This window comes from Stenotrophomonas sp. 2YAF22 (assembly GCF_052114665.1).
In the GTDB taxonomy this organism is placed as follows: Bacteria; Pseudomonadota; Gammaproteobacteria; order Xanthomonadales; family Xanthomonadaceae; genus Stenotrophomonas; species Stenotrophomonas indicatrix.
In genome coordinates, this window is the sequence record NZ_JBFRFE010000205.1 from 1 (window position 1) to 6,469 (window position 6,469).

A 6,469-nucleotide genomic window follows, 5' to 3' on the forward strand; every position below is an offset into this window, starting at 1 on the left:
AGCATGGCGATCACACGGTCGCGCTGCACCTTGCCCTCGCGGATGCCTTCCACCAGCAGCAGCACGGCCAGGGCAGCGAACATCACGCCAAGGATCCAGGCCAGCGCGGTGGCGCCGGTGGCGAGCAGGAAGTAGGCCACCGGAATGGCGAACAGCGAACCGACCAGCACCATGACGATGCGGCCGAAGCCTTCGGCACCGGCCGGCGGTGCACCGATGCCCTTCAGGCCGGCACGACCGATGTAGAACCACACCAGCGAGATCAGCATGCCCACGCCGGAAGCGATGAACACGACCTTGTAGGACGGCATTTCCGAGGTGCCGAAGACCTTGCGGGCCAGGTACTCGGTCAGCACCGGAGCGATCATCGCGCCGATGTTGATGCCCATGTAGAAGATGGTGAAGCCCGAGTCGCGGCGTTCGTCCTTCAGGCCGTACAGCTTGCCGACCATGGTCGAGATGTTGGGCTTGAACAGACCGTTGCCGACGATGATCGTGGCCAGGCCGAGCTTGAAGATGTGCTCCTGCGGCAGCGAGATCATGAACAGGCCGACGGCCATGATGATCGCGCCGGTCAGGATCGAGCGCTGGTAACCCAGTACCCGGTCGGCCACGTAACCGCCGAAGATCGCCGCGGCGTACACCAGCGCCAGGTAGGCGCCGTAGATGCGGCTGGCGTCGCCTTCACCGGCGGCGTTGCCGTTGTAGAACTGGGCAACGATGTACAGCACCAACGCCCAGCGGATGCCGTAGAACGCAAAGCGCTCCCAGAACTCGGTCATGAACAGCATCCACAACGGGCGCGGGTGGCCCATCGTGGTGTTGAAGTCCGGCAGCGCCGGCTCTGGGGTGTTCGCAGTGGCGTTTACGCTCATGCGGAATTCCTGGTTCGGTGGATGGAGGCACGTCCGATGTGCGGTGAAGCAACGCGCGAGGATCACCGACTTCTGGCGTTCACGTCAAATACACGCCGTTTGAGGCAGGTCGCAGCCTGCTCGCTGAACTTGCATCTGAAACGATCCAGCCAGCCGCGGGCGGCCAAGCTGAATGGGGATCAGGCCAGATCCGGCGGGGGCGCGACCTGCAGGGTGGTGCGTACCTGGAACAATTCAGGGAAGAAGGTCAGTTCCAGCGCCTTGGCCAGGAAGCCCACGCCGGACGAGCCGCCGGTGCCGCGCTTGAAGCCGATCACCCGCATCACCGTGCGCATGTGGCGGAACCGCCACAGCTGGAAGGCGGTTTCCAGGTCCACCAGGTCCTCGCACAGCGCGTACTCGCGCCAGTAGCGGTCGGTGTCCTGGTAGATGCGTTCGAAGACCGGCTGCAGGCTGTCGTCGGCCACGTGTGGCTGGGTCCAGTCGTGCGCCTCGTACACCGCCGGCACGGCGTGGCCGAAGCGGGCCAGGTACTTCAGGAATTCCTCGTACAGGCTCGGCGCCTCCAGCACGGTGCGCAGCTGCGCCTGCCCGGCCGTGTCGTGCTCGAACACCTGCAGCATCTGCGCGTTCTTGTTGCCCAGCAGGAACTCGATGTAGCGGTACTGCAGCGACTGGAAGCCCGAGGACGGACCCAGCACGTCGCGGAAGCCCATGTACTCGGACGGGGTGAGCGTTTCCAGCACCGACCACTGCTCGGTCAGCTGGCGCAGCACCTGCTTGCTGCGCGCCAGCACCTTGCGGCACTGCCAGACCTCATCGCGCTGCAGGAAGCCGATCGCCGCACCCAGCTCGTGGCCCAGCAGCTTCAACCACAGCTCGGAGGTCTGGTGCTGGATGATGAAGAGCATCTCGTCGTGATGCGGCGGGTTGGACAGCGGCTGCTGCGCGCTGAGCAGCTGGTCCAGCCGCAGGTAGCCGCCGTAGGTCAGCCGCCCCTGCAGATCGGTGTGGATACCGGCTTCGAGATCGCGTTGGTTGTTGTCGACGGACATGGGCGGGACCAGATCGGGGGCGGCAAGGGTAGCGCGTTGCCGCCGCGCTGGCAGCCGCGATGACCGTACCGGGGCGTGCGGTAGGGCTGTGGAACGGTGGTTGCGCGTGGAACCGTTTGCGCCGTTCTACTGGCGCTCAGCCCAGCGTCGTTTGTGATGCTTTGCAGCAATGGCTGAATACGTTGAAGTTATTGGCATCATGGACCCGGTGGGGGGTACAAAGGCCGGTAGGCCGTGCTGCGCCGCAGGACGGCTTTTTCGTACGCATTCCTTAACATGGCGATTCATATCATTTGTAACTTCTCTGTCGAAGGTGCAGTACGCAATGACGGTTGCCGCTGAGTTCAAGATCGAATACCTGCAGTATCTGGACACGGACGGCACGCTCGTCCGCGATGACCTGCCCGAAGCCCTGCGCGACCCACGCGCGTTGCTGCCGATGTTCAAGCAGATGCTGTTCGTGCGCGTGTTCGACGGCAAGTCGATCGCGCTGCAGCGCACCGGCAAGCTGGGCACCTACGCCGCATGCCTCGGCCACGAAGCCGCGCATGTGGGCATCGGCGCCTCGATGCAGAAGGACGACGTGTTCGCACCGTCCTACCGCGAGTACGGCGCGATGTTCATGCGTGGCGTGCGCCCGCACGACGTGCTGATGTACTGGGGCGGCGACGAGCGCGGCAACGACTACGGCGGCAATGCCGCCAAGGACTTCCCGTTCTGCGTGCCGATTTCCACCCAGTGCCTGCACGCCGCAGGCGCTGCGCTGAAGTTCAAGCTCAACAAGGAACCGCAGATCGCGGTGGCCGTATGCGGCGACGGTGGCAGTTCCAAGACCGACTTCTACGCGGCCTTGAATTCGGCCGGTGCCTACAAGCTGCCGCTGATCCTGTGCATCGTCAACAACGGCTGGGCCATCTCGGTCCCGCGTTCGGCGCAGACCGGTGCCGAGACACTGGCACAGAAGGGCCTGGCCGGCGGCCTGCACTGCCTGCAGGTGGACGGCAACGACCTGATCGCGGTGATGGCCGCCATGCTGCAGGCGCGCGAGCGTGCGCTGGCCGGCGACGGCGGCACCGTGCTGGAACTGATGACCTACCGCCTGTCCGACCACACCACCGCCGATGACGCGCGCCGCTACCGCGACGACGCCGAAGTGAAGGATGCCTGGCAGCGCGAGCCGATGCTGCGCCTGCGCAAGTACCTGACCAACGCCGGTGTCTGGAGCGAGGAAGAAGAAGCTGCCTGGACCGCCGAATGCGGCAAGCGCGTGGACGAGGAAGTGAACCTGTACCTCAACACGCCGGTGCAGCCGGTCGAGGCGATGTTCGATTTCCTCTATGCCGACCCGCCGCAGGACCTGCTGGCCCAGCGTGCCCAGGCGATCGCCCTGGAGCAGCGCCATGGATGAGATCAAGAACGGCGCGTCCAGCGCGCATACCAACGCCGCCGACAGCGCTGCCGTCGCGCGCGGAGAACAGAACATGACCGACACCCCGATCACCCTCATCGAAGCCATCACCCAGGCGCTGGCCTGGGAGCTGGAACACGACAAGTCGGTGCTGGTGCTGGGCGAAGACGTGGGCGTCAACGGCGGCGTGTTCCGCGCCACCGCCGGCCTGCAGCAGCGCTTCGGCGCCGACCGCATCCTCGACACCCCGCTGGATGAAACCACCATCGCCGGCCTCACCATCGGCCTGGCCGCACAGGGCATGAAGCCGGTGGCCGAAGCGCAGTTCGATGGCTTCATGTACCCGATGGTCGACCACATCATCTGCCACGCCGCGCGCCTGCGTTACCGCACCCGTGGCCGCCTGCACTGCCCGATGGTGCTGCGCGTGCCGTGGGGTGGCGGCATCCGTGCGCCGGAGCACCACAGCGAGGCCAACGAAGCGATCTTCACCAACGTACCGGGCCTGCGCGTGGTGCTGCCGTCCTCGCCGCAGCGCGCCTATGGCCTGCTGCTGGCCGCGATCCGCGAGCCGGATCCGGTGATCTACATGGAGCCCAAGCGCATCTACCGCCAGTACAAGGAAGTGGTCGTCAATGACGGCGAAGCCCTGCCGCTGGACGTGTGCTTCGTGCTGCGCGATGGCACCGACGTGACCCTGGTGACCTGGGGTGCACAGGTGAAGGAAGCGCTGGAAGCGGCCGACAAGCTGGCCGGCGAAGGCATCAGTGCCGAAGTCATCGACGTGGCTACGCTGCGTCCGCTGGACTTTGCCACCATCGCCGAGTCTGTGGCCAAGACCGGCCGCTGCGTGATCGTGCAGGAGGCCCCGAAGACCGCGGGCTTCGGCGCGGAAATCGCCGCACGCCTGGCCGAGGAATCGATCTACGACCTGCTGGCTCCGGTCGAGCGCGTTACCGGTTACGACACCCACATTCCGCTGTTCCGCCTGGAGATGAAGTATCTGCCGAGCGTGGAGCGGATCGTGGCGGCGGCCAAGCGCGCGGTGGCGGCAGGCTGACATGCGGGCCCGCCTTCTCGGGGCTTACCGCAGCCAGTATCCCAACCCGCTCCGGTTCCGCACCGGCCAGATCGTCGAAGTAGGTGTACGTGACGAGGAATGGCCGGCGTTTGCCTGGGTGCGCACCAGCGATGGGCGCGCCGGATGGGCACCGGTAGCGTGGTTGCAGCTGTTGGACGATGGTCGCGCCGAAGCCCTGCGCGACTACGACGCCCGCGAGCTGGATGTGGAGAACGGCGAGATGGTCAAGCTTCATCACGAACACGGCGGGTGGTGGTGGTCCGAGCGCGCCAATGGCGCGACGGGCTGGTTGCCTGCCCGCGAACTGGAACTGCTGGAAGAGAACTGCAAATGAGCCAGACCAAGAACTTCAACCTGCCCGACCTGGGCGAAGGCCTGCCGGACGCGACCATCGTCGAGTGGTTCGTCAAGGAAGGCGATGTGATCAAGCTGGACGAGCCGCTGGTCTCGATGGAGACCGCCAAGGCCGTCGTCGAAGTGCCCTCGCCGTTCTCCGGCACGGTGCTGAAGCTGTCCGGCGCTGCCGGCGACATCATCACGACCGGCGCGGTGCTGGCCAGCTTCGCGCTGGACCCGAACCTGCCGCAGCGTGCTGACGGCCAGGACACCGGCCACAGCCACGGCCATGCCGCTCCGGCTGCTGCGGCAGCTCCGACGCCACCGCCGCTGCCCACCGCAGCCGCCCCGGTGGCCGCTGGAGAAGCCAAGCCGGCTGCCGCCGAGCGTGATGACGCCGGCACCGTGGTCGGCGCGATGCAGAGCTCCAACGCTGTGCATGCCGAACAGGCGCTGGCCGTGGGCGGCGTCAAGGCCGTGCCGGCGGTGCGTGCCACCGCGCGCAAGCTGGGCGTGGACCTGAGCCGCGTACGTGCCACCGGCGCCGATGGCGCGGTGACCATGGCCGACGTCAAACAGGCCGCAGCCGACGGCAGCGCGAAGATCGGCGCGGCTCCGGCAGCGGTTGCTGCACCGGCTGCCGCCGCACCGGCGCCGGCCCAGGTGGCCGCACCGGTACAGTCCGACGCACGCACCCCGCTGTCCGCTGCCGGCAAGCCGATGCGCACCCAGCCGCCGGGCGTGGTCGCCAAGGGCCAGCCGGAACCGCTGAAGGGCGTGCGCCGCAACATGGCCCGCGTCATGGCCGATGCGCACAGCAAGGTCGTGCCGACCACGCTGAACGACGACGCCGACATCCACGCCTGGTTGCCGGGCAACGACGTCACCGCGCGCCTGGTGCGCTCGATCGTGGTCGCCGCGCAGAAGGTGCCGGCGATGAACGCCTGGTTCGACGGTGAAGCGCTGACCCGCACCCTGCACGCGCAGGTGGACATCGGCATCGCCGTGGATACCGACGACGGCCTGTTCGTGCCGGCCCTGCGCAACGCCGACATGCTCGACGCGCGTGGCATCCGTGAAGGCGTGAACCGTCTGCGCGAGCAGGTGGAAGCGCGTTCGATCGCGGCCTCGGAATTGAGCGGCTACACCATCTCGCTGTCCAACTTCGGCATGTTCGCCGGCCGCTACGCGACCCCGGTCGTGGTGCCGCCGTGCGTGGCCATCGTCGGTGCCGGCCGTGCCCGCCACCAGATGACCCCGGTGATGGGCGGCGTGGAAGCGCACAAGGTCATTCCGCTGTCGGTGACCTTCGACCACCGCGCCGCCACCGGCGGTGAAGCGGCCCGCTTCCTGCGCGCGATGATGGACGATCTGGCTCTGGCCAGCTGACCGGTAGGTGCCAACCTTGGTTGGCACATGAGTTGAAAAAACGCCGGGCATTGCCCGGCGTTTTTTTGTGCCTGCTGGATCGCGCGCCATCCACGCATCGCGTGGATCTACTGAACGACCTGTCGCTGCGGTGGGCTCGCCGTTGTTCTGCGTCAGGGGAGGATCAATCGCGCGCGACCATGCCCTCGGCGCGGCTGTAGACACGCAGCCGGTGACCATCGGGGTCGACCCCGACGAAGGTGTGGCCGAATTCCAGCGTCACCGGCGCCTGGGCGATGCGCACGCCAAGCCCGCGCCACTCGTCGTGCATGCGCTGCACCGTTGC

Annotated in this window: 6 protein-coding genes and 1 pseudogene; 4 read left to right on the top strand and 3 right to left on the bottom strand. The window is 66.9% G+C overall.

Annotation, left to right across the window (positions count from 1 at the left end; all coding sequences use genetic code 11):
* Together AB4Y84_RS10025 and AB4Y84_RS10030 are read right to left on the bottom strand one after the other, a co-directional pair.
* A partial coding sequence (locus AB4Y84_RS10025; RefSeq protein WP_442250086.1) for an oligopeptide:H+ symporter occupies positions 1–875 on the bottom strand: 875 nt, incomplete at its 3' end.
* Positions 876–1,054: 179 nt separating this feature from the next.
* Positions 1,055–1,930: a tryptophan 2,3-dioxygenase gene (locus AB4Y84_RS10030; RefSeq protein WP_140225246.1), complete on the bottom strand. Its 876-nt coding sequence runs from the start codon at positions 1,928–1,930 to the stop codon at positions 1,055–1,057.
* 325 nt (positions 1,931–2,255) lie between these two features.
* Between AB4Y84_RS10030 and pdhA the strand changes: the two genes are divergently transcribed.
* Genes pdhA through AB4Y84_RS10050 form a run of 4 tightly spaced genes read left to right on the top strand, consistent with a single transcriptional unit; the run spans position 2,256 to position 6,144 of the window.
* Positions 2,256–3,338: a pyruvate dehydrogenase (acetyl-transferring) E1 component subunit alpha gene (pdhA, locus tag AB4Y84_RS10035; protein ID WP_032976633.1), complete on the top strand. Its 1,083-nt coding sequence runs from the start codon at positions 2,256–2,258 to the stop codon at positions 3,336–3,338.
* A complete protein-coding gene (locus AB4Y84_RS10040) occupies positions 3,331–4,398 on the top strand; it encodes an alpha-ketoacid dehydrogenase subunit beta (protein ID WP_025874584.1) in 1,068 nt (355 codons plus the stop codon). The genes pdhA and AB4Y84_RS10040 overlap by 8 nt, the downstream gene beginning before the upstream one ends.
* A 1-nt stretch (position 4,399) precedes the next feature.
* Positions 4,400–4,753 carry an SH3 domain-containing protein gene (locus AB4Y84_RS10045; RefSeq protein ID WP_025874583.1) on the top strand — a complete coding sequence of 118 codons (354 nt, stop codon included), beginning with the start codon at positions 4,400–4,402 and terminating at the stop codon, positions 4,751–4,753.
* The gene (locus AB4Y84_RS10050) at positions 4,750–6,144 is read left to right on the top strand and encodes a dihydrolipoamide acetyltransferase family protein (protein ID WP_442244461.1); all 1,395 of its coding nucleotides are present in this window, start codon (positions 4,750–4,752) and stop codon (positions 6,142–6,144) included. Before AB4Y84_RS10045 ends, AB4Y84_RS10050 begins: the two co-directional genes overlap by 4 nt.
* Before the next feature lie 163 nt (positions 6,145–6,307).
* Here the strand turns inward: AB4Y84_RS10050 and AB4Y84_RS10055 are convergent.
* Positions 6,308–6,469 (bottom strand): annotated as a pseudogene (locus AB4Y84_RS10055) (drug:proton antiporter); the annotation flags it as partial.

Excerpts from the sequence above, each read along its gene's own strand:
- AB4Y84_RS10030 (WP_140225246.1), bottom strand. The coding sequence starts at position 1,930 with ATGTCCGTCGACAACAACCAACGCGATCTCGAAGCCGGTATCCACACC.
- pdhA (WP_032976633.1), top strand. The coding sequence starts at position 2,256 with ATGACGGTTGCCGCTGAGTTCAAGATCGAATACCTGCAGTATCTGGAC.
- AB4Y84_RS10045 (WP_025874583.1), top strand. The coding sequence starts at position 4,400 with ATGCGGGCCCGCCTTCTCGGGGCTTACCGCAGCCAGTATCCCAACCCG.
- AB4Y84_RS10050 (WP_442244461.1), top strand. The coding sequence starts at position 4,750 with ATGAGCCAGACCAAGAACTTCAACCTGCCCGACCTGGGCGAAGGCCTG.
- AB4Y84_RS10040 (WP_025874584.1), top strand. The coding sequence starts at position 3,331 with ATGGATGAGATCAAGAACGGCGCGTCCAGCGCGCATACCAACGCCGCC.